General features: G+C 59.5%; 25 protein-coding genes. 8 read left to right on the top strand and 17 right to left on the bottom strand.

The window, feature by feature from the left end; genetic code table 11:
- Positions 1 to 17: 17 nt before the first annotated feature.
- Complete coding sequence (locus tag ACI5GA_RS16720; RefSeq protein ID WP_404635520.1) at positions 18 to 1,412, top strand: aminoacyl-tRNA deacylase and HDOD domain-containing protein; 1,395 nt, start codon at positions 18 to 20, stop codon at positions 1,410 to 1,412.
- Between the two features lie 241 nt (positions 1,413 to 1,653).
- Here ACI5GA_RS16720 and ACI5GA_RS16715 read toward each other — a convergent pair whose 3' ends face one another.
- The 4 genes from ACI5GA_RS16715 to ACI5GA_RS16700 form a co-directional block, all read right to left on the bottom strand.
- A complete protein-coding gene (locus ACI5GA_RS16715; RefSeq protein WP_404635712.1) occupies positions 1,654 to 2,031 on the bottom strand; it encodes an SCP2 sterol-binding domain-containing protein in 378 nt (125 codons plus the stop codon).
- A gap of 197 nt (positions 2,032 to 2,228) precedes the next feature.
- Entirely contained in the window at positions 2,229 to 2,504 is a 276-nt protein-coding gene (locus ACI5GA_RS16710) for an HU family DNA-binding protein (RefSeq protein WP_404635522.1), read from the bottom strand.
- Between the two features lie 187 nt (positions 2,505 to 2,691).
- Entirely contained in the window at positions 2,692 to 3,840 is a 1,149-nt protein-coding gene (locus ACI5GA_RS16705) for an NAD(P)/FAD-dependent oxidoreductase (RefSeq protein WP_404635524.1), read from the bottom strand.
- Positions 3,841 to 3,872: 32 nt separating this feature from the next.
- Entirely contained in the window at positions 3,873 to 4,040 is a 168-nt protein-coding gene (locus ACI5GA_RS16700; protein ID WP_108236219.1) for a rubredoxin, read from the bottom strand.
- Positions 4,041 to 4,257: 217 nt separating this feature from the next.
- On the opposite strand from ACI5GA_RS16700, the gene ACI5GA_RS16695 reads away from it, so the two are divergent.
- Both ACI5GA_RS16695 and ubiA read left to right on the top strand, forming a co-directional pair.
- Complete coding sequence (locus ACI5GA_RS16695; protein ID WP_404635526.1) at positions 4,258 to 4,833, top strand: chorismate--pyruvate lyase family protein; 576 nt, start codon at positions 4,258 to 4,260, stop codon at positions 4,831 to 4,833.
- Positions 4,833 to 5,723, top strand: a complete 891-nt coding sequence (gene ubiA, locus ACI5GA_RS16690) for a 4-hydroxybenzoate octaprenyltransferase (protein WP_404635528.1) — start codon at positions 4,833 to 4,835, stop codon at positions 5,721 to 5,723. The genes ACI5GA_RS16695 and ubiA overlap by 1 nt, the downstream gene beginning before the upstream one ends.
- Before the next feature lie 33 nt (positions 5,724 to 5,756).
- Here the strand turns inward: ubiA and ACI5GA_RS16685 are convergent, their stop codons facing one another.
- A complete protein-coding gene (locus tag ACI5GA_RS16685; RefSeq protein WP_404635530.1) occupies positions 5,757 to 6,137 on the bottom strand; it encodes a COG4315 family predicted lipoprotein in 381 nt (126 codons plus the stop codon).
- A 171-nt stretch (positions 6,138 to 6,308) separates the two neighbouring features.
- Here ACI5GA_RS16685 and phoB point away from each other — a divergent pair, with 171 nt between their 5' ends.
- The 3 genes from phoB (at position 6,309) to ACI5GA_RS16670 (ending at position 9,792) form a co-directional block, all read left to right on the top strand.
- Positions 6,309 to 6,998 carry a phosphate regulon transcriptional regulator PhoB gene (gene phoB, locus ACI5GA_RS16680; RefSeq protein ID WP_062379821.1) on the top strand — a complete coding sequence of 230 codons (690 nt, stop codon included), beginning with the start codon at positions 6,309 to 6,311 and terminating at the stop codon, positions 6,996 to 6,998.
- A 51-nt stretch (positions 6,999 to 7,049) separates the two neighbouring features.
- On the top strand, positions 7,050 to 8,351 hold the full coding sequence (gene phoR / locus ACI5GA_RS16675) for a phosphate regulon sensor histidine kinase PhoR (protein ID WP_404635532.1): 1,302 nt from the start codon (positions 7,050 to 7,052) through the stop codon (positions 8,349 to 8,351).
- A 100-nt stretch (positions 8,352 to 8,451) separates the two neighbouring features.
- Complete coding sequence (locus ACI5GA_RS16670; RefSeq protein WP_404635534.1) at positions 8,452 to 9,792, top strand: hemolysin family protein; 1,341 nt, start codon at positions 8,452 to 8,454, stop codon at positions 9,790 to 9,792.
- 78 nt (positions 9,793 to 9,870) lie between these two features.
- Here the strand turns inward: ACI5GA_RS16670 and ACI5GA_RS16665 are convergent, their stop codons facing one another.
- From ACI5GA_RS16665 to ACI5GA_RS16630, 8 genes are all read right to left on the bottom strand, one after another.
- Positions 9,871 to 10,779 carry a peptidoglycan DD-metalloendopeptidase family protein gene (locus ACI5GA_RS16665; protein WP_404635536.1) on the bottom strand — a complete coding sequence of 303 codons (909 nt, stop codon included), beginning with the start codon at positions 10,777 to 10,779 and terminating at the stop codon, positions 9,871 to 9,873.
- Positions 10,780 to 11,150: 371 nt separating this feature from the next.
- Complete coding sequence (locus tag ACI5GA_RS16660; RefSeq protein WP_404635538.1) at positions 11,151 to 12,041, bottom strand: response regulator; 891 nt, start codon at positions 12,039 to 12,041, stop codon at positions 11,151 to 11,153.
- A gap of 182 nt (positions 12,042 to 12,223) precedes the next feature.
- Positions 12,224 to 12,982: a phosphate signaling complex protein PhoU gene (phoU, locus tag ACI5GA_RS16655; RefSeq protein WP_404635540.1), complete on the bottom strand. Its 759-nt coding sequence runs from the start codon at positions 12,980 to 12,982 to the stop codon at positions 12,224 to 12,226.
- A 54-nt stretch (positions 12,983 to 13,036) separates the two neighbouring features.
- Complete coding sequence (gene pstB / locus ACI5GA_RS16650) at positions 13,037 to 13,870, bottom strand: phosphate ABC transporter ATP-binding protein PstB (protein ID WP_421423475.1); 834 nt, start codon at positions 13,868 to 13,870, stop codon at positions 13,037 to 13,039.
- Positions 13,871 to 13,979: 109 nt separating this feature from the next.
- Positions 13,980 to 15,650 (bottom strand): phosphate ABC transporter permease PstA, encoded by a 1,671-nt coding sequence (gene pstA / locus ACI5GA_RS16645; protein WP_421423473.1) that lies wholly within the window; start codon positions 15,648 to 15,650, stop codon positions 13,980 to 13,982.
- A 15-nt stretch (positions 15,651 to 15,665) separates the two neighbouring features.
- Positions 15,666 to 17,951 (bottom strand): ABC transporter permease subunit, encoded by a 2,286-nt coding sequence (locus tag ACI5GA_RS16640; protein WP_421423471.1) that lies wholly within the window; start codon positions 17,949 to 17,951, stop codon positions 15,666 to 15,668.
- A 197-nt stretch (positions 17,952 to 18,148) separates the two neighbouring features.
- Entirely contained in the window at positions 18,149 to 19,120 is a 972-nt protein-coding gene (locus ACI5GA_RS16635; RefSeq protein ID WP_404635548.1) for a phosphate ABC transporter substrate-binding protein PstS family protein, read from the bottom strand.
- A gap of 157 nt (positions 19,121 to 19,277) precedes the next feature.
- On the bottom strand, positions 19,278 to 20,570 hold the full coding sequence (locus ACI5GA_RS16630) for an MFS transporter (RefSeq protein WP_404635550.1): 1,293 nt from the start codon (positions 20,568 to 20,570) through the stop codon (positions 19,278 to 19,280).
- Between the two features lie 381 nt (positions 20,571 to 20,951).
- On the opposite strand from ACI5GA_RS16630, the gene ACI5GA_RS16625 reads away from it, so the two are divergent.
- Together ACI5GA_RS16625 and ACI5GA_RS16620 are read left to right on the top strand one after the other, a co-directional pair.
- Positions 20,952 to 21,353, top strand: coding sequence for an acyl-CoA thioesterase (locus tag ACI5GA_RS16625; protein ID WP_108236231.1), 402 nt, complete (start codon positions 20,952 to 20,954; stop codon positions 21,351 to 21,353).
- A gap of 97 nt (positions 21,354 to 21,450) precedes the next feature.
- Positions 21,451 to 22,362, top strand: coding sequence for a D-hexose-6-phosphate mutarotase (locus ACI5GA_RS16620; protein WP_404635552.1), 912 nt, complete (start codon positions 21,451 to 21,453; stop codon positions 22,360 to 22,362).
- Between the two features lie 65 nt (positions 22,363 to 22,427).
- Here the strand turns inward: ACI5GA_RS16620 and ACI5GA_RS16615 are convergent, their stop codons facing one another.
- The 4 genes from ACI5GA_RS16615 to purE form a co-directional block, all read right to left on the bottom strand.
- Positions 22,428 to 22,964, bottom strand: a complete 537-nt coding sequence (locus ACI5GA_RS16615; RefSeq protein WP_404635714.1) for a DUF3299 domain-containing protein — start codon at positions 22,962 to 22,964, stop codon at positions 22,428 to 22,430.
- Positions 22,965 to 23,044: 80 nt separating this feature from the next.
- Positions 23,045 to 23,290, bottom strand: a complete 246-nt coding sequence (locus tag ACI5GA_RS16610; RefSeq protein ID WP_404635554.1) for a GlsB/YeaQ/YmgE family stress response membrane protein — start codon at positions 23,288 to 23,290, stop codon at positions 23,045 to 23,047.
- 126 nt (positions 23,291 to 23,416) lie between these two features.
- Positions 23,417 to 24,499 (bottom strand): 5-(carboxyamino)imidazole ribonucleotide synthase, encoded by a 1,083-nt coding sequence (locus tag ACI5GA_RS16605; protein WP_421423467.1) that lies wholly within the window; start codon positions 24,497 to 24,499, stop codon positions 23,417 to 23,419.
- Positions 24,500 to 24,506: 7 nt separating this feature from the next.
- Positions 24,507 to 24,998: a 5-(carboxyamino)imidazole ribonucleotide mutase gene (purE, locus tag ACI5GA_RS16600; protein ID WP_074754780.1), complete on the bottom strand. Its 492-nt coding sequence runs from the start codon at positions 24,996 to 24,998 to the stop codon at positions 24,507 to 24,509.
- Between the last annotated feature and the right edge of the window lie 122 nt (positions 24,999 to 25,120).

Genomic DNA, 25,120 nt, shown 5'->3' with positions numbered 1-25,120 from the left:
GAATCTGGATACAGGCCATGACAGAAGTTGCCCAAATCGACGCAACCCAACACGCCCCGTCTGTCATCCGGCAGCTGCTTGGCAAAGCTTCCATCAGCTACCGCGAAGTCATGGACGACGAAACGCTCCCCACCGCGCAAAAGGTGCAGGCCATTCTAGTCCATGACACCGTGGGCGCGTTGCTGGTCCTGTTTCCACAAAACCAGCTGTTGGATTTGAATCGCATTACCGAATTGACCGGACGCAAGCTGACCGCTGTGTCGCAGGATCACCTCGATCAGATGCTGGGTAAACACAGCCTGCGCGTTCTGCCTGCTTTGCCTGCCCTGACCAGTTCGCCATGCCTCTACGATGAACGCCTGCTGCTGGAGCCGACCGTCCTGATCGACTCGGGTGAGCCTGGCCTGTTGCTGGAAATCAGCAGCGATGACTTCAAGGCCCTGTTGAGCAAAGCCAGCGCTGCCACCTTCGGTGAGCCAGTGACCTCGGTGCAACCGAACCTCACCCGCCCTGACGACGACCGCGACGAAATCACCAAGGCTGTGCAGAACTTCACCGCTCGCCGCATCCAGCAGCGCCTGGAAGCGACCGTGGAGATCCCGCCGCTTGCCGACACCGCGCAAAAAATCATCAAGCTGCGGGTCGACCCGGACGCCACCATCGATGACATTACCGGCGTGGTCGAGACCGATCCGGCGCTGGCCGCCCAAGTGGTGAGCTGGGCCGCATCGCCATATTACGGCTCGGCGGGCAAGATTCGCTCGGTCGAAGACGCTATCGTTCGCGTGCTGGGCTTCGATCTGGTGATCAACCTGGCCCTGGGTCTGGCGCTGGGCAAAACCCTGGCACTGCCGAAAGATCATCCTCAGCACGCCACGCCGTACTGGCAGCAGTCGATCTACACCGCTGCGGTCATCGAGGGCCTGACCCGCGCCATGCCGCGCGCCAAGCGCCCGGAGAGCGGTCTGACGTATCTGGCGGGCCTGTTGCACAACTTTGGCTACCTGTTACTGGCCCACGTGTTTCCGCCGCACTTCTCGCTGATCTGCCGTCAGATCGAGGTCAACCCGCACCTGCATCACAGTTTCGTGGAGCAGCACCTGCTGGGCATCACCCGCGAGCAAATCGGCTCCTGGCTGATGCGCAACTGGGACATGCCTGAAGAGCTGGCCACCGCGCTGCGCTTCCAGCATGACCCGCACTACGCAGGCGAGCACCACGAGTACGCCAACCTGGTGTGTCTGGCGGTACGCCTGCTGCGCAAGGAAGGCATCGGCTCAGGTCCGAAGGAGAGCATCCCGGACGAATTGTTCGAGCGCCTGGACCTGCCGCGTGAAAAAGCCGAAGACGTTGTGCAAAAGGTGCTGGAAGCCGAAGTGCTACTGCGCGAGCTGGCTTCGCAGTTTCACTGACGGCTCCGGATTGAGGCGGTCCCTGTAGGAGATTCTATGTTGGCGGGTCTATCGCATTCGCCAGCAAGCCGGCTCCCACAGAATCCGCGCCGATCATAAATCCATCGTTCGACACGTATCACAGTGGGAGCCGCCTTGGTCGCGAATGCGGCGGGACAGTTCACTCATCCATAACTGACCCACCGCCTTCACCAGCAAGCCGGCTCCTACAGATAAGGCGTAAATCCATCGGCACCTCGGATTACGCTTTCTTCTTGCGCGGCTTCAAATACTTCGTCAGCCCCTGAAACCACATCACCAGTCCCGTATTCCCGGTGACCTGGATGTCTTTGTTTTGAATCCCCTGCATGAACGCCAGTTGCTTGTTCTTCGCCTGCATCGTGTCGAAGCCGTAGGCGGCATCCTTGAACGCGATGGCAAAGGCGGGCGACGCCACAGAGCCTCCCCGGCTACTGACTCGCTGATCACGCACCACAAAATGCCGGGCAACTTTGCCGTCGCTGGTCTGTAGTTGAAAGGTCAGCTCCTTGCCCGCCAGTTGTTGCTGGAACGCGGGATTGTTGCGGCTGGCCCGGGCCATCAAAAGGCCCAGCATCCAGAGAAGAAAACGAAACTTCATGTCCAACGCCTCTACCGATCCGATGCGAATTCCGCATCCAGCGGCAGTGTAGCGAGCCTTGAGGCGAAATGAGCGAGCAGAACTCGCCGGTCGCAAAGTGGCGGGATAGACAATCGCAGCCAATAAAAATGGGCATCCCGGTCTCAGGTATGCCCATTTGCGCGCTGTCCGCCTTCCGCAAGGCGCTCAGCGGTTCGTTACGGATTGACGCTGTCTTTCAGAAACTTGCCTGGCTTGAACGCAACGGTGTTACTAGCCCTGATTTTGACCGGCTCACCGGTTTGTGGGTTTTTGCCGGTGCGTGCGCCGCGATGGCGCTGCAGGAAGGTGCCGAAGCCGACCAGAGTCACGCTGTCCTTTTTGTGCAAGGCACCTGTTATTTCTTCCAGGATGGCATTGAGGACGCGGCTGGCTTGTTCTTTGGTGAGATCTGCTTTTTCAGCGATAGCGGCTGCGAGTTCTGGTTTACGCATATGAAGCCTCTTTTACGGTTTTTGTTTTTATGTCCCGTGCAGCCGAGAAGGACTGCGAGCAGGTGCCGCGACGGCTCTACGTAGCGGCAGACCGGAATGAGGATGGCATGCCGCTGAACCCGGCGCCAGTACGAGAGCGACGTTTGTCCCCTCAAAAACGTGCCTTATCCGACAGAACGACAAGTATTTACGCCAAGAGGGGCGGCAGCACCTTGTTCAGCGCCAGTTTGTCCATCACCGCGGCCCCGGTGAGGGCATAACCCAGCAGGTTGCCGTCGGCATCGTGACACAGGGCCTTGATGTCGGCGCCCTGCCCTTCGATGCTCCAGGCACCCTCCAACCCCTTTGGCACGGGAGAGACCACCAACGGGCAAACCGGGGTTTTCACGGTGACGGGCATCGGGCCGTACTTCACCGCCGTCGGTGTTCCGGCGAGGGTTTGCGCCAATGCGCGAGCGCAACTCATCAGTGGCATGACGTACAACAAATTGAGACCGTCGACCTCGGCGCAATCGCCCAGGGCATAGATATTGGCGTGGGATGTTTTCAAATGGCGATCTACCACCACCCCTCGTCCGGTTTCGAGACCCGCCGCTGCTGCCAGATCCACGCGGGGACGTAGTCCAATCGCCGAGACCACCAGATCGCAGCGCAGCACTTCGCCATCGGACAGGTGCGCTTCAAGGCCGTCCTCAACACGCACCAACCGGGTTAGAACTGGCCCCAAATGGAAACGTGCGCCCAGCCCCTCCAGCCCCACCTGAACGGCTGCCGCAGCGGCAGGATGCAACAGGGTCGGCATGACTTGCTCACAAGGCGCCACAAGATCGACCTCATAGCCACCGAGCATCAGGTCATTGGCAAATTCGCAGCCAATCAGCCCGACGCCGAGGATCAGCACCCGACGCTTGCCCGCCGCCGCAGCACGAAAACGCGCGTAATCCTCCAGATCATTGATCGGAAAGATCGCATCGCCCGCATCACCCTCGACCGGCACACGCACGGTTTCCGCACCCCACGCCAGAATCAGATCGCGATAGGGAACCGCCTCTTCGCCGATCCACAACCGCTTGTGGCCCGGATCAATGCCGCTGACGCGCGTGTGCGTGCGCACTTCGGCCTTGAGCTGATCGGCCATCGCGCCAGGTTCGGCCATGCTCAAGCCATCCGCCTCTTTATTCTTGCCAAAGCCGGTGGAGAGCATGGGCTTGGAGTAGGAACGGCCGTCGTCAGCCGTGATCAGCAATAGCGGCGTTTCGCTGTCGAGCTTGCGAAACTCGCGGGCCAGGTTGTAGCCCGCCAGGCCAGTACCAATGATCACTACAGGCGCGTTCATTCATTCCTCCAAGGTCATTCAAAGACAGAAAATCAGGCGATTTCGATCATCTCGAAATCCATTTTGCCGACGCCACAATCCGGGCAGAGCCAGTCTTCCGGTACGTCCTCCCAGCGGGTGCCCGGAGCGATGCCGTCATCCGGCCAGCCATCGGCTTCGTTGTAAATCAGGCCACAGACAATGCATTGCCACTTTTTCATCGGTCGGTTCTCTCGGTTCTCAGGCTATACGTGCCCAACCACGTGGCTATGACTCCAGGACTGGCGCCGCACACTTTTTCGATCGGGTCTGGGCGTTTTACTGATCGACGCGTGCGGACGCAAGCTTCATTGATGCGGATGATCGGCGCCGGTCGTCGGCCAGAATCCTCAATCATGCTAAGCTCGCCGCCTCGATTGCCGCCAATATTTGCCCACCGTGATCCAGCAAAATCCTGCATGTCCGTCGCCCGAATGGCTGTTGCGCGATCAACTGATCGAATCCCCCAAGCCTGGCGTTCTTGAGTGGCTGTTCCACGAAGACTCCCTCACCCGCCGCCTCACGCGGTTGTCTCACGATGGCTTCAGCGTGAGGCCCCTGTTCGAGGGCTGGCAACGCCTGCGCGCCGATGAATGCGCTGCCTTGCAGTTGCCCGAAGGCAGCGAGGGCTGGGTGCGAGAAGTCTATCTGTTGGGTCATGGCGAAAAGTGGGTGTTCGCGCGCAGTGTCGCCGGGCGCGCCGCACTGGAACAGGACGGCCTGCACATGGATGAGTTGGGCACACGCTCGCTGGGCGAACTGCTGTTCAGTGACCGGGCGTTCGCACGCGGCCCGTTGCAAATCTGCCAATACCCCGCACGCTGGCTGCCCGACGCCGACACCACAGAAGGTTTATGGGGTCGTCGTTCCTGCTTCAGCCGAGGGCCGTTGAGCATTCTGGTGGCCGAAGTGTTTTTGTCGACCGTCTGGCGCGCCATCGATCAGACGTCCGACTCCCACAAGGAGCGCCACTGATGTACCTGTCGCTGCTCAAATCCCTCAATCGCCTGCACCCACGGGCCTGGGACTTCATCCAACTGATGCGCATCGAAAAGCCCATCGGCGTTTACCTGCTGCTGTGGCCGACGCTGTGGGCGCTGTGGATCGCGGGTAAAGGCTCGCCTTCGCTGGGCAATGTGCTGATTTTCGTGATCGGCGTGTTTCTGATGCGCGCGGCGGGTTGTGTGATCAATGACTTCGCTGATCGCAAGGTCGATGGCCACGTCAAACGCACTGAACTGCGCCCGCTGGTCAGCGGAAAGGTCACCTCGAAAGAAGCGCTGATTCTGTTTGCGGTGCTGGTGGGCCTGAGCTTTGCGCTGGTGCTGCTGACCAATGCGACGACCGTCTGGCTGTCGTTCGGCGGTCTGGCGCTGGCGGCAACGTATCCCTTTATGAAGCGTTACACCTATTACCCGCAAGTGGTGCTGGGCGCGGCGTTCTCCTGGGGCATGCCGATGGCGTTCACCGCAGAGACCGGCGATCTGCCTGCCGCAGCCTGGCTGCTGTACATCGCCAACCTGCTCTGGACAGTGGGCTACGACACCTACTACGCCATGACGGATCGCGAAGACGACCTGAAGATCGGCGTGAAATCCACCGCCGTGCTGTTCGGTGATGCCGACCGCGTGATCATCCTCACGCTGCAAGGCCTGGCGCTGTTCTGCCTGATGCTGGCCGGTTCACGCTTTGAGTTGGGGTTGTACTTCTTTCTTGGCTTGGTGGTGGCAGCGGCGTGCTTTGGCTGGGAGTTCTGGTCGACACGTTACAAAGACCCACAAGCCTGCTTCAAGGCGTTTTTGCACAACCATTGGGCGGGGCTGGCGATTTTCGTCGGAATCGTGGTGGATTACGCGCTGCGCTGACCCGAACGGGCCAGCTCAGCGCGCTACGTCGGGTCAGGGCTTGGCGACGTGCCAGACATCGCCCTTGCCGTCGCCGATCTTGTCGCCAGCGGCCTTGTCGTTTTTGAAGGTGTAGAGCGGCTTGCCTTTATAAACCCACTGCGAAGCGCCGTCGTCGCGCTTGATGATGGTCCAGTCGCCCTCGGCCTTGTCAGTCGCGTCGGCCACCAGCGGCGGCCAGTTGGTTGCGCATTGGTCGTTGCACACCGACTTCCCGGCGGAGGTGTCCTTGTCGAAGGTGTAGAGGGTCATGCCTTTCTTGTCGACGAGCACGCCATCCTTCGTTTCTGCCTGATGATGCGCGAACGCCATACCGGATGAAGCCAGCGCGGCAGCGGTCAAGAGTCCCAGGACAGCATTAGAAATTTTAGCCATAGATACATCCTCTTTTTATTAGTCGTTGTTTGGACAAACGTTGTAGGACAGGACCGATAGTCTAGCTCTAGCCCGGACATCGCGCCTCGTTCCCGCTAACCTGTCACACGACTGCAATAATTCCGTTATCTAATGCGCCCCAAGACAGTTAAATGACATGAGGTTCGAGGCATGGTTGGCAGGAGCATTCTGATCGTCGACGACGAAGCGCCGATTCGCGAGATGATCGCCGTCGCACTGGAAATGGCCGGCTATGACTGCATGGAGGCAGAGAATTCTCAGCAAGCCCACGCCGTGATCGTTGACCGCAAACCCGATTTGATCCTGCTCGACTGGATGCTGCCCGGCACGTCCGGCATCGAGCTGGCGCGCCGCCTGAAGCGCGATGAGTTGACCGGTGACATCCCGATCATCATGCTCACGGCCAAAGGCGAAGAGGACAACAAGATTCAGGGTCTGGAAGTCGGCGCCGACGACTACATCACCAAACCGTTTTCCCCTCGCGAACTGGTTGCACGCCTCAAGGCCGTGCTGCGTCGCGCAGGCCCCAACGACGGCGAGTCGCCAATCGAAGTGGGCGGCCTGTTGCTCGACCCGATCAGCCACCGCGTGACCATCGACGGCAAACCTGCCGAGATGGGTCCGACCGAATACCGCCTGTTGCAGTTCTTCATGACACACCAGGAACGCGCCTACACCCGTGGCCAGTTGCTGGATCAGGTCTGGGGCGGCAACGTGTACGTTGAAGAACGCACCGTCGACGTGCACATTCGTCGTCTGCGCAAAGCCCTCGGCGATGCTTACGAAAATCTGGTACAAACCGTCCGCGGCACTGGCTACCGTTTCTCCACCAAAAGCTGAGAACGCTTTTGGAGAAGGTCAGCATTACGCTGTAAGACAAGGACGCGTTAATTGAATCACAACTGGCATGGCACCCTGATCCGCCACTTGCTGCTTTTGGTCACAGCCTCGCTGCTGGCCGGGCTGGTCAGCGGGCATTACGGTTGGTGCCTGGCGATCGGTCTGGGCGTTTATCTGGCCTGGACCCTCAAACAACTGCTGCGCCTGCACGACTGGCTGCGCAACCACAAACCCGATGAGCCGCCGCCAGACGGCTACGGTCTGTGGGGCGACGTCTTCGACAGCATCTACCATCTGCAACGCCGCGATCAGCGCGTGCGCGGACGTCTTCAAGCGGTCATCGACCGGGTTCAGGAATCCACCGCCGCGCTGAAAGACGCCGTCATCATGCTCGACAGCGAGGGCAACCTGGAATGGTGGAACCGTGCCGCCGAAACCCTGCTGGGCCTGAAAACCCCACAGGACAGCGGCCAGCCGGTGACCAACCTGGTGCGGCATCCGCGCTTCAAAGAGTATTTCGAGCAAGGCAACTACGCCGAGCCGCTGGAAATCCCCTCGCCCGCCAATGACCGCATGCGCATTCAGATGCTGATCACGCGCTACGGCAATAACGAGCACTTGATGTTGGTGCGCGATGTGACGCGGCTTCACCAGCTCGAACAAATGCGCAAAGACTTCGTGGCCAACGTGTCCCACGAACTGCGCACACCGTTGACGGTGATTTGTGGCTATCTCGAAACGCTGCTCGATAACGTCGAAGAGGTGAACCCGCGCTGGGTCAGGGCGCTGCAACAGATGCAGCAACAGGGCGGGCGCATGCAGACGTTGCTCAGCGATCTGTTATTGCTGGCCAAGCTCGAAGCCACGGATTATCCGTCGGACAACCAGCCGGTCGCCGTGAAGCCGCTGTTGCAGAGCATCACCAACGATGCTCAGGCGCTGTCCGGCAGCAAGAATCAGCAGATCTCGCTGGAGATCGAGGACGAGGTCAGCCTCAAGGGCAGCGAAGCGGAATTGCGCAGCGCGTTTTCCAACCTGATCTTCAATGCCGTGAAATACACGCCTGCCGAGGGCAAGATCCGCATCCGCTGGTGGGCAGACGGACGCGGCGCTCACCTGAGCGTGCAGGATTCGGGCATCGGCATCGACAGCAAGCACATCCCCCGACTGACCGAGCGCTTCTACCGCGTCGACTCCAGCCGCGCGTCCAACACCGGCGGCACGGGGCTGGGTCTGGCGATCGTCAAACACGTGCTGTTGCGTCACCGTGGCGTGCTGGAAATCAACAGCGTACTGGGGAAAGGCAGTGTGTTTATCTGCAACTTCGCCCCACTACAGATGACCAAACCCTAGTAATGGCGGCAGATAGCCGCTAAATTGCGCTGCTTAGGCCCTCCATTTGTGAGGGCTTATTTCATCTCTTTTTTCAAAACGGAACCTGCAAAACTCCATCATGGACCCTTCCCCTGGTATTAGCCTGGCTTCAATTTTCGCCGACTTCGGCATGATTCTCTTTGCAATGATTCTGGTCCTGCTCAACGGCTTTTTCGTTGCGGCAGAGTTCGCCATGGTCAAACTGCGCTCCACTCGCGTGGAGGCCATCGCCGAGCAAAACGGCTGGCGAGGCCGTATTCTGCGCACGGTACACAGCCAACTCGACGCCTATCTATCGGCCTGTCAGTTGGGTATCACCCTCGCCTCACTGGGCCTGGGCTGGGTCGGCGAGCCTGCCTTCGCGCATCTGCTGGCACCGTTGCTGGAAACCGTGGGCGTCAGCTCGCCTGAAGTAGTCAAGGGCGTGTCGTTCTTCACCGCGTTCTTTGTCATCTCTTACCTGCACATCGTGGTCGGCGAACTGGCGCCCAAATCCTGGGCCATTCGCAAACCAGAGCTGCTGTCGCTGTGGACAGCGGTTCCGCTGTACCTGTTTTACTGGATCATGTACCCGGCGATTTACCTGCTCAACGCCAGCGCCAACGGCATTCTGCGCATTGCGGGCCAAGGCGAGCCGGGGCCGCACCATGAGCACCACTACAGCCGCGAAGAGCTCAAGCTTATTCTGCACTCCAGTCGTGGTCAGGACCCGAGCGATCAGGGCATGCGCGTGCTGGCATCGGCCGTGGAAATGGGCGAGCTGGAAGTGGTGGACTGGGCCAACTCCCGCGAAGACATGGTGATTCTCTACGCCGACGCGCCGCTCAAAGAGATTCTGGCGATGTTCCGCCGCCACAAATTCAGCCGCTATCCGGTGTACGACTCGGAGCGCGAGGAATTCGTCGGCCTGCTGCACATCAAGGATCTGCTGCTTGAATTGGCAGCGCTGGATCACATTCCCGAGTCGTTCAACCTGTCCGAACTGACCCGTCCGCTGGAGCGCGTCTCTAAACACATGCCGCTGTCGCGCCTATTGGAGCAGTTCCGTCAGGGCGGCGCGCATTTCGCGCTGGTTGAGGAAGCGGATGGCAAAGTGATCGGCTACTTGACCATGGAAGACGTGCTGGAAGTGCTGGTCGGCGACATTCAGGACGAACACCGCAAGGCCGAGCGCGGCATCCTCGCCTATCAGCCGGGCAAGCTGCTGGTGCGGGGCGATACGCCGCTGTTCAAGGTCGAGCGCCTGTTGGGGATCGATCTGGACCACGTCGAAGCCGAAACGCTGGCCGGCCTGATCTACGACAGCCTCAAGCGCGTGCCCGAGGAAGAGGAAGTGATGGAAGTCGAGGGTCTGCGGATCATCATCAAAAAGATGAAAGGCCCGAAAATCGTCCTGGCAAAGGTGTTGAAGCTGGATTGATGCATCAGGTGCTGCGCGATCTGTGGGAGCCGGCACCAAGCCGGCTCCCACAAATTTGATGAAACATGGTTCCGCGATTCAGTTCCCACCAATCGCAAAATTCGGCAGGCTCTGCACCGGCTGGGCGAATTCGTATGGAATCGACTCCAGCGCCAGCCCCACGTTGCGCTGCACCACGAAGTGCAGGTGGGGACCTGTGCTGTTGCCGGTGTTCCCGGAACGCCCCAGCGGTGTGCCGACGACGACACGATCACCTTCCTTGACGACCACCGATCCTTGTTTCAGGTGCAGATAAACGCCCATCGTGCCGTCATCGTGCAGAATCCTCACGAAGTTGCCCGAAGGATTGGCACCTCGCCCTGACTGATTGTTTTCCGTCTTGATCACCGTCCCGCTGCGGGCCGCGATAATGGGCGTGCCTTCCGGCATGGCAATGTCGATGGCGTAGCGGCTCTTCGCGCCCACGTGGCTGTAGGCGCCGTTGGGGCCTTGGCTGATGCGAAACGGCCCACCAATCCATGGCAACGGGTACCGATACCCCAAGCTGTTGCTGGCGATACCTCGCGTCGGATCCCCCATCATCGAACGCAGACTGGGCTTGTAGGCCATCGCCTTGCTCGGGATTTGCGGGCTGAGGGCGATCAGGCGTTCATTGCTGCGGGCCGGAATCGTGCGGCGGATGACTTGATCGGCAACGCCAACGACGTTCTTCACGCCTGACAGCTTCAGCTCGACCTCCACCGGCGCGTAGAGGTCATTGCGCACATAAAGGCTGTCTGTGCCCTTGGCCTTCTTGACACTCAGGCGCACCTGGCTGTCGATGCGCTCGACCATGCGCTCTCGAAGTTTCATCACCTGCGCGCCGGGGACGGGCTGGTCGGTAAACGAAACCACTCCGTTGGCGTCGGTAAAACGGTAGATGGTGACGGCTGCGGCCGATTGCGCAGCCAGGACCAATACACACACCACCAGCAAGCGCTCTAACATCTGGATAGGCCTGGCGTTGGGAAACAATGGAAGCCAGCCTAACAGCGATGTCGATAGAACGGGACTTATCCGTATCAATCGGTAATAGACGAAGCGTCAAGGAAATCGCGTCAGGGTCGGGCGCGAGGGGTTGTGCAAATTCTATGCAAAGGCTGTGGGAGATTCGGTGTTGTCTGGCTGGCCACATTTGCCACCCGGTTGGCTCCCACAGAATCGGCACCGATCATGAGTCCATGTCTCGACGCGCATTATTGTGGGATCCGGCTTGCTGGCGAATGCGATATATCAATCCACTCTTCTGGTGACTGACACTCCGCTTTCGCCAGCAAGTCGGCTCCCACAGGAAGGCGCAAGCCGATTAAGTGAGGCAACTACGCACCAGGAATGAAATGCTTCTGCGCCGTGCCACGAGCAATCAGCCGCGACAGGTAGTCGAGCTTCTGGGTGTCCTGGTCAACAAAGCGGAAGGTCAGTTGCAGCCAGTCGCTGTCCGGCTTTTGCTCGAACGCGGCAATGGCGTGCAGGTAGCCGTTCAGACGCGCGACTTCAGCGTTCTCGCCCTGTTCCAGATCGAGCACTGCGCCGTCCAGAATCTGCGGCAGGACCTCGCTACGACGCACGATGAGGGACGCTTCCTTGAGCGTAAGCGCCTTGATCACGCATTGCTGGGTGCCGCTGGAGAGACGCAACTGGCCCTGACCACGTCCGGCAGGTGCAGCAGCAGGCGCCGCCGGAGCGGCCTGAGGCTTGATCAGCGGCTGAGCGGGAGCGGTCGGTGTGGCGGAGACGACTTCCGGACGATTGCCGGTCAACGCGCCGAGCGAGTCGTTGGCGAACGCCGCGTTGGGCCGTGGCGCGTTGCTCATCAGCGCGTCCAGCTTGCCCACCTTGTGCAGGGCTTTTTTGACCTTGGTCAGCAGTTGCTCGTTGGTGAACGGCTTGCCGATGAAATCGGAAACACCGGCCTGAATCGCTTGAATGACGTTCTCTTTGTCGCCACGGCTGGTCACCATGATGAACGGCATGGTTTTCAGGCTTTCCTGTTGGCGGCACCAGGTCAGCAACTCAAGACCGGACATTTCAGGCATTTCCCAATCGCAGAGCACCAGGTCGTAGGCTTCTTTGGTCAGCAGGACCTGCGCCTTGCGGCCGTTGACGGCATCTTCCAGGGTGATGCCGGGAAAGGCATTTCGCAGCCCTTTCTTCACCAGATCGCGGATGAACGGCGCATCATCCACCACCAATACACTGACTTTACTCATCGACGCTCCTGATGGCGTGTTCACCGCAAATGGCGAGCATATCGCTGGCTGGTGGCCAACTGCCAAATTGTTTGACGACACCGGGACATTTTATTCGCGGGTGACAGAAAAATAGGGGCCTGAAGACGGCGGGCAGCCAAAAAAAAGCCTGGCATTCGCCAGGCATTTTTTCTCAGGCAATCTTACTTATCGTCAGGCGAGTCCGGAACATTAGGCATTTCGGCGGACAGACCTTTGACTTCTTCCTGCATGCGCTTGAGACCCAGGTGACGCACGTCAGTGCCGCGTACCAGATAGATCACCAGCTCGGAAATGTTGCGCGCATGGTCGCCGATACGCTCCAGCGAACGCAACGCCCAGATCACGTTGAGTACGCGGGAGATCGAGCGTGGGTCTTCCATCATGTAAGTGACCAGCTCACGCAGCGCGGTCTTGTACTCGCGGTCGATGTGTTTGTCGTATTGAGCGACGGACAGGGCCAGGTCGGCGTCGAAACGGGCGAACGAGTCCAGTGCGTCACGCACCATCTTGCTGACTTGATCGCTGATGTGGCGCACTTCCACGTAGCCACGCGGCGATTCGCCTTCTTCGCACAACTGAATGGCGCGGCGAGCGATCTTGGTGGACTCGTCACCAATACGTTCCAGGTCGATTACCGACTTGGAAATGCTGATGATCAGACGCAGGTCCGACGCCGCTGGCTGACGACGGGCCAGAATGCGCAGGCATTCTTCGTCGATGTTGCGTTCCATCTGGTTGATGCGATCGTCCACTTCACGAACGCGCTGAGCCAGACCCGAGTCCGCTTCGATCAGCGCCGTCACAGCGTCGTTTACTTGCTTCTCGACCAGACCACCCATTTCCAGCAGGTGGCTGCGAACATCTTCCAGTTCAGCGTTGAACTGCTGGGAGATGTGATGTGTATGGCTGTCTTTGATCATGCTGAGTGTCCGTCCGATTGATTGCGCGGTGGTTCAAGGCTGACGAAACACGTGCTAGCCGTAACGACCGGTTATGTAGTCTTCAGTCTGTTTTTTGGTCGGATTGGTGAACAACGTATCGGTGTCCCCAAACTCGACCACCTTGCCCATGTGCATGAAAGCGGTGTAATCCGATACACGCGCCGCCTGCTGCATGTTGTGGGTAACGATCACAATGGTGTATTTGGATTTCAGTTCGTAGATCAGCTCTTCGACTTTTAACGTCGAAATCGGGTCAAGCGCCGAGCACGGCTCATCCAGCAGCAGTACTTCGGGTTCGACAGCGATAGTGCGGGCGATCACCAGGCGTTGCTGCTGACCACCGGAAAGCCCGAGGGCCGACTCGTGCAGGCGGTCCTTGACCTCATCCCACAGTGCCGCGCCTCGTAATGCCCACTCGACGGCCTCGTCGAGCGGACGCTTTTTGTTGATGCCCTGAATCCGCAGGCCATAGACCACGTTTTCGTACACCGTCTTGGGAAACGGGTTCGGCTTCTGGAACACCATACCCACGCGACGGCGCAACTCAGCGACGTCCTCGCCCTTGGTATTGATGTCTCGGCCATAAAGGCGGATTTCGCCCTGCACGCGGCATCCGTCCACCAGGTCGTTCATGCGGTTGAAGGTGCGCAGCAAGGTCGACTTGCCGCAGCCCGAAGGCCCAATGAACGACGTCACGCGCTGGCGAGGGATGTTCATCTGAATATCGAACAGCGCCTGCTTGTCGCCGTAGAACAGGTTCAGGCCCCGCACTTCCAGCGCGACGTCCTCGCTGGCCAGGTCCAGCCCCTGACGCTTGCGCCCCAAAGCTGACATGTTCACACCACGCGTTTGTGGATCTTTCTGCATCTCTCTCTCACTTCATTTTTAGCTGCGCGCTTTCAGCTGCAAGCTACAAGTGGGGCAAATCGGCGCGGCATCCAGCTTGCCGCGGGAAGCTCGAAACGTGTCGCGGCCTCTAGCCGTCAAGGGCGCGGTATTTTTCGCGCAGCCGGTTCCGAATCGTCACCGCCGACAGGTTCAGCAAAGCAATCACCAGCACCAACAACAGCGCCGTGGCGTACACTAGCGGCCGCGCGGCTTCGACGTTGGGACTCTGGAAGCCCACGTCATAGATATGAAAGCCCAAGTGCATGATCTTCTGATCGAGGTGCAAATACGGGTAGTTGCCGTCCACTGGCAGCGATGGCGCGAGCTTGACTACGCCCACCAGCATCAGCGGCGCCACTTCACCGGCAGCGCGGGCAACAGCCAGAATCAAGCCGGTCATCATGGCGGGGCTGGCCATCGGCAATACGATCTTCCACAGCGTCTCGGCCTTGGTCGCGCCAAGCGCCAGCGAGCCTTCGCGCAAGGTCAGCGGTATGCGCGCCAGACCCTCTTCAGTGGCCACGATCACCACCGGGACCGCCAGGAGCGCCAGGGTCAACGAGGCCCACAGCAAGCCCGGCGTACCAAAGGTCGGCGCAGGCAATGCTTCGGGGAAGAACAGGCGGTCAAGCGATCCACCCAGCACATAAACGAAAAAGCCCAGACCGAACACGCCGTAGACGATGGCCGGAACGCCTGCGAGGTTGTTCACGGCGATGCGGATCAGTCGAGTCATCGGCCCCTGCCGGGCGTACTCACGCAAATAGACCGCCGCCAGCACCCCGAATGGCGTCACGATCACGGCCATGATCAGGGTCATCATCACGGTGCCGAAAATCGCCGGGAAGATGCCGCCTTCCGTGTTGGCCTCGCGAGGGTCGTCGCTGAGGAACTCCCACAGCTTCTTGAAGTAGAAGCCCAGCTTCGACGTCACGCTCATGGCGTTTGGCTGGTAAGCGTGAACGATCTTGCTCAGGCTGATCTCGACTTCCTTGCCGTTGGCGTCACGGGCCGTCAGGCTGTCGCGGTCGAACTCGGCATGCAGTGCAACCAGACGGGATTCGATGTCTTTGTAACGCGCATCGTATTCGGCACGCTCAGCCGCCATGTCGGCCTGCGCCTGGGCGTCGAGCTGACCATTGAGTTCCAGTTTGCGCGCCTGCAACCGCAGGCGTTCGATACCGTGGTTGATCGTGCCGATATCGCCCTTTTGAAGCCCATTGAGTTCATCGGAGATTTTCTGCGCGCGCTGAATGCGTGCCTGCAATTGCGGCCAGGCCGCTTCCCCCTCAGCCACCACCTGGCCGTTCTCTTTGACGTTGACCAGATAGCCATAGAAATTGCCCCACTCACGCCGCTCAAGGGTCATGAGTTCATCGGGCCTGCTTTGCTCCTTCAGCCATTCGCCCACGACCCAACTGAAATCACTGGGGTTGAGGTCACGATTGCCGACTTTGAACAGGTCGCGGGTCATGAATTCCGGGCCTTCGTCGGGCACGGGCAGTCCAGCACTTTTCAAGCGTGCACGAGGCACTTGCTCGGATTGCACCAACTCGCCCACCAGCACTTGCGGCGCCTGCCCCGGCACCGCGTACTGGGCGCAAACCACGTCAGCCGGCCAGAAATGCCCCAGACCACGTACCGCGATCACTGCCAGCAACCCGATGGTCATGATGACGGCGATGGACACCGCACTCGCGCTGATCCACACGCCGGGGGCGCCGCTTTTGACCCAGTTTTTCAGGGAGGCTTTTTTCATCTGTTTCTACCTGCCCTAGAGAGACGAATACTGCTTGCGCAGGCGCTGACGAATCAGCTCCGCCAAGGTGTTCATGACAAAGGTGAACATCAGCAGCACCAGCGCCGCGAGGAACAACACCCGGTAGTGGCTGCCACCGACTTCCGACTCCGGCATCTCGACGGCAACGTTGGCCGCCAGGGTGCGCATGCCTTCGAACAGGTTCATGTCCATGATCGGCGTGTTGCCCGTGGCCATGAGCACGATCATGGTCTCGCCGACGGCGCGGCCCATGCCGATCATCAGCGCCGAGAAAATGCCGGGGCTGGCGGTCAGGATCACCACACGTATCAAGGTTTGCCATGGCGTCGCACCCAGCGCCAACGAGCCATGGGTCAAACTGCGCGGCACACTGAACACGGCGTCTTCGGCTATCGAGTAGATATTGGGGATGACGGCAAAGCCCATCGCCAGACCGACCACCAATGCGTTGCGCTGGTCATAGGTGATCTTCAGGTCATTCGTTATCCAGGAGCGCATATCGCCGCCGAAGAACCAGTTCTCCATGTGCGAACTCATGCCCAGCGAGAACCAGCCCACCAACAGAATGACCGGTATCAGAATCGCACTTTCCCAACCGTCCGGCACACGCAGGCGAATCGAATCAGGCAGACGGGTCCATAGAAAGCCGACCAGCAAAATTCCGATGGGAAGGAGGATCAACAGGCTGAAAATCCCCGGCAAATGCCCCTCGATGTAGGGCGCCAGAAACAGCCCGGCGAAGAAACCCAGGATGACCGTCGGCAGCGCCTCCATCAACTCGATCACCGGCTTGACCTTGCGGCGCATACCCGGTGCCATGAAGTACGCGGTGTAAATCGCTGCCGCCACGGCCAGTGGCGCGGCCAGCAACATCGCATATAGCGCTGCCTTCAGCGTGCCGTATGTCAGCGGAGCCAGGCTGAGCTTGGGTTCGAAGTCGCTGTTGGAAGCGGTGGACTGCCAGATGTACTTGGGCTCGTCGTAGTTTTCGTACCAGACCTTGTCCCACAACGCGCTCCAGGAGACTTCCGGATGCGGGTTTTTCAGCGTCAGTGGCAGCAGCTTGCCGTTGTCTTCAACAAGGACGCGGTCCGCACGCGGAGACAGCCCCATGATGGCCGGACCACTGGCGACCGGTTCAACCAACAGCGTGCGATGGGCCGTGCTGTGGAACACGCCGAGCTTGCCGGAGGTGTCCATCGCGATGAAGCCTTTGCGGCGCTGTTCGGCAACGATCTGAGCAATCGGCGCGCCGCCCATTTTGAAGTCGCGGATGTGCTGCAAACGCATTTCGCCGTCGACGTCACGGGCCATGAACCACTGGGCGATGTTGCCTCTGGAACTGCCGATCATCAACGAAATGCCACCCACCAATTGCGCACTGGCGGTGGTCTCGGCGTTGGCGTCTTCGAGCAGCTTGTAGCGCCCGTTGAGCGTACGGTCCTGAAGGCTGAACACGTCGGCCTGAGCGCGACCATTGATCACGTACAGCCATTGCTGCCGGGGGTCGACGTAGATCGCTTTGACCATCGCCGACAACTGCGGCAGGTCGATCCGGCTTTCTGTACTGGTCGTCTCGCCCGTCATCTGGTTTTCAGCCTGCGTCAGCGACAGGACGTGCAGTTGCGAGCCGGTGGCGCCCGCGAGAATCAGCGTGGTGTCATTCGCATTGAGACTGACATGCTCCAGCGCACGGCCTTCGTCATCGAGGACGCGCGGGGTCTCGCCATAGGGGTAAGTGATGGCCGGCGTAATGGTTTTCTTGTTCTCGGGATAGCTGATCGGGTACGCATGCTTGAAGACCAGCACCTGCCCGTTGGACAGACCGACCGCCACCAGAGGCTTGCCCGGCTGATCCTGCGCCACAGACGTGACGTGCGCGCCCGCAGGAATCGGCAGGGTCACACGGGACAGCTCACTGCCATCCCTGGTGTTGAAAAACAGCGCCTCCCCTTTGTCGGAGACGCGCATGCTCACCAGATTCTGCTCTTCGATGACCAGCAACAGAGGCTTCCCGGCGTCCTGTTCCCAAGCCGGAGTTTGTGCGGTGTGAGCCGTGAGCTTCGCGCCCTGAAACAGGGGCAGCACGACGTAGGCCAGATAGAAGAAGATGAGCGTGATTGCAGCAAGAACAGCGAGGCCACCCACTAACACGTACCAGCGCGTCAGACGGTCCTTGAGCGCACGAATACGACGCTTGTGTTGCATCTCCGGCGTATTGAAATCAATGCGTTCGGGAGGGGACTTTTCGGTCATCGATGAATTGGCCAAATCATTCATGCGCACACCCTAGCGGCTATGTATGACAGATACATGACAGCATGGTGACGCAAAAAAGCCCGTCGCCTCGCAACCGTGGCAACGGACTGTTCATTGTTTTCGCAAGCCTCGTTCCATAAGGCCCTGTCTTCCAGCAGCGGGACGAACCTGTCACCCCGCATCAGGGTTATCTGGCGGTGCATGCCACCGCCGCGTTCTTATAGCCCCAGATCAGCCAATGCCTTGCTGACGACCTTGGCTGGTAGAGGAATGTACCCGTCTTTCATGACAACTTCCTGACCTTGTTTGGACAAGACCAGTTTGACGAACTCGGCTTCCAGCGGATTGAGCGGCTTGTTCGGCGCCTTGTTGACATAAACATAGAGGAAACGCGCCAGTGGATAGGTCCCATTGAGCGCATTGGTCTCGTTGTCCTCGATGAACGCATCGCCTTCTTTCTTCGCCAACGGCACCGTACGCACGCTGGACGTTTTATAACCAATGCCCGAGTAGCCGATGCCGTTTAACGAACTGCTGATCGAGCTGACGACCGATGCAGAACCTGGCTGCTCGTTGACGTTGGGTTTGAAATCGCCCTTACACAGCGAGGCTTCCTTGAAGTAGCCATAAGTGCCCGACACCGAATTGCGCCCGAACAACTGGATCGACTTGCCTGCCAGGTCTCCCGTTACGCCTACATCACCCCAGGTTTTCGCGTCTGCCTTGGCGCCACACAAACGAGTGGCCGAGAAGATCGCATCCACTTGCTGCAACGTCAGGCCCTTGATCGGGTTGTCCTTATGCACGAACACCGCCAGCGCATCCACTGCTACCGGGATCGCCGTCGGCTTGTAGCCGTATTTCTGCTCGAACGCCGACACCTCGCCATCCTTCATCTTGCGACTCATCGGCCCGAGTGTCGCGGTGCCTTCCGTCAACGCAGGCGGCGCGGTCGACGAACCGGCCGCCTGAATCTGGATGTTCACCGTAGGGTATTCACGCTTGTAGGCCTCGGCCCACATCGTCATCAGATTGGCCAGCGTGTCAGAACCGACACTGGACAGGTTGCCTGAAACGCCGGATGTCTTTGCATAGGGCTTGATCGCAGGATCCACAGCGGCCACGGCATGAACGGTTGTAATACCGGCTGCAATGAAACTGAGTGCAGTCATCAAACGCTTGAAGGTCATGCCTGGCTCCTGGCGAGGTCTGAAGGTTGGCCGGGGGTCAATGATGGCCATGTGACTACTCTATGACCGAGATATGACAATAAAATGAAAGGCCGCCATCCTTTTGGGATGGCGGCCTCAAAATAAGCCAATTCTCAATAGCAGCGGATTTATTTGATCAGGCGACTTTCTTCTTCAGCAAGTACAACCCGATCACCATCCCCAGCGCACACAGAATCGCCACATACCACGCAGGCCCCATCGGGTTGGCTTTGAGCATCAGCGTGACCACCATCGGGGTCAGGCCGCCGAAGATCGCGTAAGCCAGGTTGTAGGAAAACGACAACCCCGAGAATCGAACCACAGGCGGGAAGGCCTTCACCATTACGAACGGAACGGCGCCGATGGTGCCGACGAACAGGCCAGTCAAAGCGTACAGCGGGTACAGCCACTCTGGATGAGCGCCGACCGTGTGGTAGAAGGTCCACGATGTGATCAGCAGCCCGAGCGACCCCAACAGGAAAACCAGACCGGCACCGAAGCGATCCGCCAACGCGCCCGCGCCGATACAACCCAGGCTGAGCAGCACAATGGCCAGGCTGTTGGCTTTCAACGTCACAGCGGGCGCGAAGCCGTACATGCTCTGTAATAGCGTCGGGGTCATGAGAATGACGACCACAACACCCGCCGAGAGCAGCCAGGTCAGCGCCATCGACAGCACAACGGCGCCGCGATGATCGCGCAACACGGCCTTGAGCGGCACTTCCTCGGCCAGTTGCTTGCGCAGTTGAAGCTCGGCAAAGACCGGGGTTTCGTGCAGCCAGCGGCGCAGGTAAACCGACATCAGACCGAATACGCCGCCCAGCAGGAATGGAATACGCCAGGCGTAATCCGAAACTTCGGCCGGCGTGTAGAGGGTGTTGATCCAGGTTGCGACCAACGAACCGAGCAAAATGCCTGCGGTCAGACCGGAGGTGAGCGTGCCGCAAGCGTAACCGACGTTACGTGAGGGAACGTGTTCGGAAACGAATACCCACGCCCCTGGCACCTCGCCACCAATGGCGGCGCCCTGAATGACGCGCATCAGCAGCAACAAAAGCGGCGCCCAGATGCCAATCTGCGCATAAGTGGGCAGCAGGCCCATGATGAGCGTTGGAACCGCCATCAGGAAAATGCTCAGGGTGAACATTTTCTTGCGGCCCAGCAAATCGCCGAAGTGGGCCATGACGATGCCGCCCAGCGGGCGGGCCAGATAACCGGCGGCGAAAATGCCAAACGTTTGCATCAAACGCAGCCATTCCGGCATGTCCACGGGGAAAAACAGCTTGCCGACAACGGCAGCGAAGAACACGAAGATGATGAAATCGTAAAACTCCAGCGCGCCGCCCAAGGCGGAAAGCGACAGGGTTTTGTAATCGTTGCGGGTCAGCGGGCGCGAAGGCTGCGCAGCGCTGGAAGACACGGAGGACATGACAATGGCTTCTCTTTTGAGACTCTCTTGGGGCGAATGATCAATTGCTATGCAGCCGGGGATAACGGCCGTGCACGCGATTTATCGTCTCGAAGAGGTGATCGGGCATCAAAATTGCGTGCCAATGTCGGCGTAGTGCGCCAAATCGGTTCGGCACGATAGCAAATTGCGCGCAGATGCACATGGATTGCAACGTGCGTCGGGGAAAATGGGAACCCAACGGTCGTCTCGTGAGGCATCGACCGATATACTTGCGGGCCGCGACTCAACCGGTCTTTGAGGGAAGTTGTGCGAAGCCATTTAACCAAGTCGTCTTCGCAGAGTTTCCCTGACTAATGAATTGAAGACTTAGAGCGTTATGGGTTCGAGGCACCCTCAGTAATGAACGAACTTGAACAGGAAGATCCTATTCCGCAGGGCGATCTCGCCTTGCAAATCACCGCCCTGCCGCGCGAAACCAACGGTTTCGGCGACATTTATGGCGGCTGGCTGGTCGCGCAGATGGACTTGGCAGGCACAGCCATGGCCAGCAAGGTCGCAGGCGGACGCGTCGCGACGGTTGCCATTGATCGCATGGCGTTTCTGGTGCCCGTGGCCGTGGGCGCACAACTGTCCTTCTATACCCAGACGCTGGAAATCGGTCGCAGCTCGATCCAGATGATGGTCGAAGTCTGGAGCGACGACCCACTGTCCAGCGAATGGCGCAAGGTGACTGAAGCGGTGTTCGTGTTCGTGGCCATCGACGGCAGTGGCCGCACGCGTTCGGTTCCGGCCCGACGCTGATATACAGCGTCGGCCTCATCGCACTTGGCAGCGCGCAGTAAACTCATCAAGCTTGGCACAGTCTGATTCAGTCACTGTCCTTTGAGTGAGTACCCCTATGCCTACGCCAGAAGTCGAATCCATCCAGCTCGGCGAGCTCAATTGCTGGCGCATTCGCCACGGCCAGGCCGAACTGGTGGTCGCCCAGCAGGGCGCGCACATCGTCAGTTATCAGGTCAACGGTGACGAGCCGCTGGTCTGGTCCAATCCGAACGCGGTGTACAAACACGGCAAGGCGATTCGCGGCGGCATGCCGATTTGCTGGCCATGGTTCGGCAACTTCCAGCGCAACCCGCAGAGCGTGCAGGCTATGCGTCAGAGCAGCGAACCGGCCAACGCCCACGGTGAAGTGCGCGCGCTGGACTGGGAGCTGATCAACATCGCCGAAGACGGCGAAGCGCTGATCGTCGAGTTCATTCAGCTCAAGGCCGAAGGCCATTTGCCCGGCTGGCCGCACACGGTGGGTCTGAAGCTGAGCATTCGTCTGGATTCAGCGCTGAACGTCAGCCTGCTCAGCTTCAACGCAGGCGATCACGACGTCACCTTGAGCCAGGCGCTGCACACCTATTTCGCCGTGAGCGATGTGCATCAGATCAGCATTCAGGGCCTGGACGGCGTCAGCTACCTGAACACGCTGGAAAGCTGGGAGCAGCAAAACGTTCAAGTGGGTGACATTACGTTCACTGGCGAGACAGATCGTATCTATCAGGACACACCTGACCTGGTGTCCATCGTCGACCCGGCGTGGAAACGTCGCATCCAGATCCAGACCCAAGGCTCGAAATCGTCGGTGGTCTGGAACCCCTGGATCGAGAAAACCAAAACCTTCAGCGACATGGGCGCCGATGACTGGAAGGGTATGGTGTGTGTCGAAACCGCGAACGTCATGACCGACATCGTAACGCTCAAACCGGGCGAGATGCATGTGATGGGTGTCAGCCTCTGGGCCGAGCCGCTGACGGACGATTGATCAGCCACTGACCTTCCCCTGTGGGAGCCGGCTTGGTGCGGGCTTCCACAAGGGCAGAAGCGCTCTTACAAATCCGCCTCAGTCACCACCCGCACCTTCGTGGCATCCAGCGCATAGGCCGCATCGGCCAGATCATTGCTGACCTTCTCGATCTTCAGCGTGCCTACCACCCACAACGGCGTGTAGATGTCATCAATCTTCAATCCTTTCGGATACCGCACCAGCACCAGTTGATTCGGCGGTGGCGGTGGCACGTGAATGCAGGCGCCGGGATAAGGGACAAGGAAGAACAGCGTGCTGTGCCCTTTCGCGTCAGTCTCCAGCGGCACCGGATAGCCGCCCAGGCGAATGTTCTTGCCGTTCATGGCAGCGACGGTTTTGGTGGAATACATCACCGCAGGCAAACCCTTGCTCTGCTTCAGGCCGCCTTTGCTGTCGAACGTGCCTTGGGCTTCCGGGGAGTTGTGGTCGATTTCGGGCATGGCCTCAAGAGCCTTCTGATCCGACTTGGGCATCAGTTCGAGCCAGTCGGTCTCGGGCAAATCGGCGGCACATGCCAGCCCGCAGACCAGCAGCAGGGAAACGAAGATAAGACGACGCATTGAGTTGCTCGGCGTGGGGAATTGAATGCCGCGCATTCTAGCCCTCCGCGCGGCAATAGCGCAGAGGGCCAGACCGGATTTCATTTCTTTTTGATCATGCCGTAGATGACCAGCAGGATGATCGCTCCGACCAGCGCACCCAAAAAGCCTGCGCCCTGCCCCGCCTGGTAAATGCCCAGCGCCTGACCACCATAGGTCGCCACCAGAGAACCGGCGATACCCAGAATAATGGTCATGATCCAGCCCATGCTGTCGTCGCCCGGCTTCAGAAAACGAGCCAGCAGCCCGACGATCAGGCCGATGAAGATGGTTCCGATGATGCCCATGCCATGTCCCTCTGATTCAGTGAATAAACCAAAGCCTAGTCGGCAATTGGCAACACGCTATCAGAGGGGTGTAAGCGACGAATGGTTCAACGGGACAGTGCGGCTCCTACAGGAGAACCTGGGTGATCAGCTCTTGACCAGGGCCTGAACCAACTTGACCTGACGATCCAGCGTCGCACGGTCCTGGCTACGCACGGTGGCATGACCCACTTTGCGACCGGCCTTGAACGCTTTGCCATAGTGATGCAGATGGCAGTCATCGATAGCGAGGACTTTGTCCACAGCAGGCACTTCGCTAATGAAGTTGATCATCGCGCTCTCGCCCACTTTAGCAGTCGAACCCAGTGGCAGACCGGCAACCGCGCGCAGGTGGTTTTCGAACTGGCTGCACTCCGAACCTTCGGTGGTCCAGTGGCCGGAATTGTGAACGCGTGGGGCAATTTCGTTGGCTTTGAGGCCGCCGTCGACTTCGAAGAATTCAAAAGCCAGCACGCCCACGTAATCCAGTTGCTTGAGCACGCGACCGGCGTAGTCTTCAGCCAACGCCTGCAATGGGTGATCGGTGCTGGCGATGGACAAGCGCAGAATGCCGCTGTCGTGGGTGTTGTGCACCAGCGGGTAGAAACGGGTTTCGCCATCGCGAGCGCGCACTGCGATCAACGAGACTTCCCCCGTGAATGGCACGAAGCCTTCCAGCAGACACGGCACGCTGCCCAGCTCGGCAAAGGTGTCGACCACGTCTTCCGGCTTGCGCAGCACTTTCTGACCTTTGCCGTCATAACCCAGTGTCCGGGTTTTCAGCACGGCAGGCAGGCCGATGCTGGCAACCGCCGCGTCCAGATCCGCCTGGGACTGAATGTCGGCGAACGCAGGCGTCGGAATGCCCAGGTCCTTGAACATGCTCTTTTCGAACCAGCGATCGCGGGCGATGCGCAGGGCTTCTGCGCTCGGGTAAACCGGCACGAACTGCGACAGAAACGCCACGGTTTCGGCAGGCACGCTTTCGAATTCAAAGGTCACCAGATCCACTTCGTCTGCCAGTTGGCGCAAGTGGTCCTGATCGCCGTAATCGGCACGCAGATGCTCGCCCAGTGCAGCGGCGCAAGCGTCCGGAGCAGGGTCAAGAAACGCGAAGTTCATTCCCAGCGGAGTGCCCGCCAGCGCCAACATGCGACCCAGTTGGCCGCCACCGATTACACCGATCTTCATGAAAACCTCAGGCCTCGCGTGGGTCAGGATTGTCCAGAACGCTGTCTGTTTGCTCAGTGCGGAATTTCTTCAGCACCGCGTGGAATTGCGGGTGCTTGGCGCCCAGGATGCTGGCGGACAGCAACGCGGCGTTGATCGCGCCCGCTTTGCCAATAGCCAGCGTCGCGACCGGAATGCCCGCAGGCATTTGCACGATGGACAATAGGGAGTCGACGCCCGAGAGCATCGAGGACTGAACCGGAACGCCCAGTACCGGCAAGTGTGTCTTGGCTGCGCACATGCCCGGCAGGTGAGCAGCCCCACCAGCGCCTGCGATGATCACTTCAATGCCACGGCCTTCGGCCTCTTCGGCGTACTGGAACAGAAGGTCCGGCGTACGGTGGGCCGAAACCACTTTGACTTCGTACGGAATGCCGAGCTTTTCCAGCATGTCGGCGGTGTGGCTAAGGGTGGACCAATCGGACTTGGAGCCCATGATCACGCCAACCAGTGCGCTCATCGTCGTGCCTCTTCATCGGGCGCCCGCAGGCGCGTCTAAAAACAACAAGCCACGCGGGAAGACCGGCGTGGCTTGTCGTACGAATTATGACCAGTGCAACCGGCCAAAGGCCGCGCAGTATA

Origin of the sequence: Pseudomonas sp. Pseu.R1 (assembly GCF_045764065.1) — a bacterium.
Lineage (GTDB): Bacteria > Pseudomonadota > Gammaproteobacteria > Pseudomonadales > Pseudomonadaceae > Aquipseudomonas.
The sequence above is the reverse complement of the archived record's forward strand: the minus strand, read 5'-3'. Positions and strand labels throughout refer to the sequence as shown.